This window comes from Mycobacterium sp. (assembly GCF_040398885.1).
Taxonomy (GTDB): domain Bacteria; phylum Actinomycetota; class Actinomycetes; order Mycobacteriales; family Mycobacteriaceae; genus Mycobacterium.
This window is the reverse complement of sequence record NZ_JBBATF010000247.1, coordinates 1-2,967: the sequence shown is the minus strand read 5'-3', so window position 1 is coordinate 2,967 and position 2,967 is coordinate 1. Positions and strand designations below refer to the sequence as shown.

The 2,967-nt window shown below is 69.5% G+C and carries 1 protein-coding gene; it reads left to right on the top strand.

Going from position 1 to position 2,967, the window contains the following annotated elements; translation table 11 throughout:
• Nucleotides 1–2,967: acyltransferase domain-containing protein (locus ADBZ5U_RS15505; RefSeq protein ID WP_526811681.1), on the top strand; the 2,967-nt coding region annotated here is incomplete at both ends.

The window sequence follows — 2,967 nt, the reverse complement described above, 5'->3', positions numbered from 1 at the left end:
CTCGATCGTCGAACTGATCCTCGACGACTCGATCGACTACACCGACGAGACCTGCCAGTACCCGATCGAAGTCGTGCAGTTGGTCATCTTCGCCATCCAGATCGCCCTCGGTGAACTGCTCAAGCATCACGGCGCCAAGCCCGCCGCGGTCGTCGGCCAGTCACTCGGCGAGGCGGCCGCGGCCTACTTCGCCGGCGGCCTGTCGCTGGCCGACGCCACCCGAACCATCTGCGCCCGTTCGCATCTGATGGGCGAGGGCGAGGCGATGCTGTTCGGCGAGTACATCCGCCTGATGGCACTGGTGGAGTACTCCGCCGATGAGATCAGAGAAGTGTTCTCCGATTTCCCCGGCCTGGAGGTGTGCGTCTACGCCGCCCCGACCCAGACCGTGATCGGTGGGCCGCCGGCCGAGGTCGACGCGATCATCGAACGCTGCGAGACCGAGGGCAGGTTCGCCCGCAAGTTCCAGACCAAGGGGGCCAGCCACACCCAGCAGATGGATCCGCTGCTGGGCGAACTGGCCGCCGAGTTGCAGGGCATCGAGCCTCACCCGCTGAAGCTGGGCTACTTCTCCACCGTGCACGAGGGCAACCACATCCGCCCCGGCGAGGTGATCCACGACGTGGACTACTGGAAGAAGGGCCTGCGGCACAGCGTCTACTTCACCCACGGCATCCGCAACGCCGTCGACAGCGGGCACACCACCTTCCTGGAACTGGCCCCGAATCCGGTGGCGCTCATGCAGGTCGGACTGACGACGGCTTCGGCCGGGCTGCACGACGGGCAGTTGATCGCCACCCTCGCCCGCAAGGAAGACGAAGTCGACTCGGTGGTCGCCGCGATGGCCCAGTTGTACGTCTACGGCCACGATCTGGACTTCCGGACGCTGTTCACCCCGGCCTCAGGCCCGGACGACTACGCCGACATCCCGCCCACCCGGTTCCGGCGCAAGGAGCACTGGCTCAACGCGCACTTCTCCGCCGACGGTTCGGCGCTGATCCCCGGCACCCACGTCGCCATGCCGGACGGCCGGCACGTCTGGGAGTATGCCGGCGGCGGCGCGACCGACCTGGCGGCGCTGGTGAAAGCCGCTGCGGTGCAAGTGCTTCCGGATGCCAACCTCACCGCTTCCGAGCAGCGCGCGGTCCCCGGAGACGGGGCGCGGCTGGTCACCACCCTGACCCGCCACCCCGGCGGTGCGTCGGTTCAGGTGCACGCCCGCATCGACGAGTCCTTCACCCTGGTCTACGACGCCGTCGTCGCCCGCTCGGGTGCGGTCTCCGGCCTGCCCGCCGCCGTGGCGACCGGAGTCGCCGTCACCGAAACCGTTGTCGCGCAACCGGAACCGGATGGATCCGACGCTGAATCCAATGTCGCCGCCGAAGCGGCTCCGGCGATCCTGCACGATAACCTCGCCGCCGGCGCCGGGGTCGCCGCGCAGCTGGGCAAGTGGTCACCTGACTCCGACGAGACGGTGCACGACCGGCTGGGCCTGATCGTCGGCAGCGCCATGGGCTACGAGCCCGAGGACCTGCCCTGGGAGGTGCCGCTGATCGAGCTGGGCCTGGACTCGCTGATGGCGGTGCGGATCAAGAACCGTGTCGAGTACGACTTCGACCTGCCGCCGATCCAGCTGACCGCGGTGCGCGACGCGAACCTCTTCGCCGTCGAGCAGTTGATCGTCTACGCGATCGAGAACCGCGAGCAGGTGGCCGAACTCGCCGAGCATCAGAAGGGCATGACGGCCGAGGAGATCGCCGCCGAGCAGGCCAAGCTGGCGGCCGGTGAGATCCCGGCGGCGCTGGCGGAGAAGCTCGCGGCAAAGCATCCCGAGGCTCACGACGGGCCCGCGGACATCCCGCCCCCGCCCACCAATCCGCTGGGCCCCACCCAACCCGATGTCGCCGGCCCGGCGGCTCCGGTCCCGCCCCCGCCGACCAATCCGGCCGGCCCGGACGCCCCGCAGCAGAACACCCCGGCCGCGGCCGCCGCGAAAGTCCTCACCCAGCAGGCCGTCATCGACGCGCTGGGCACCGACGTCCCGCCGCGCGAGGCCGCCGAACGGGTCACCTTCGCGACCTGGGCGATCGTCACCGGCAAGTCGCCGGGCGGCATCTTCAACGAACTGCCGAAGATCGACGACGACACCGCCGCCAAGATCGCCGCACGGCTCAGCGAACGCTGCGAGGGGACCATCACCGCCGAGCAGGTGACCGCCGCGACGACCATCGAGGAACTGGCCACCACGGTCCGCGAGCATCTCGAGTCCGGCGAACTCGACGGGTTCGTCCGCACCCTGCGGGCCCGTCCGGAAGGGTCCGGCAGGGTCCCGGTGTTCGTCTTCCATCCGGCCGGCGGGTCGACGGTGGTCTACGAGCCCCTGCTCAAGCGACTGCCCGCCGACACCCCGATGTACGGGCTGGAACGGGTGGATGGCTCGATCGAGGAACGCGCCGCCCAGTACGTGCCCAAGCTGATGGAGATGGGCGGCGACGGCCCCTACATCCTGGCGGGCTGGTCGCTCGGCGGCGTGCTGGCCTACGCGTGCGCCATCGGGCTGAGGAAGGCCGGGGCGGACGTCGAGTTCGTCGGTCTGATCGACACCGTCCGGGCCGGGGAGGAGATCCCGCAGACCAAGGAGGAGATCCGGGCACGCTGGGACCGCTACGCGCTGTTCGCGCAGCGGACCTTCAACGTCGAGATCCCGGCGATCCCCTACGAGCAACTCGAGGTCCTCGACGACGACGGCCAGGTGCGGTTCGTCCTCGACGCGGTCAGGCAGAGCGGGGTGAACATCCCCGGCGGGGTGCTCGAGCACCAGCGGACGTCCTATCTGGACAACCGCGCGATCGACACCGCCAAGATCGAGCCCTACGACGGCCACGTCACGCTGTACATGGCGGATCGCTACCACGACGACGCGATCATGTTCGAGCCGCGCTACGGCACCCGCAAGCCCGACGGCGG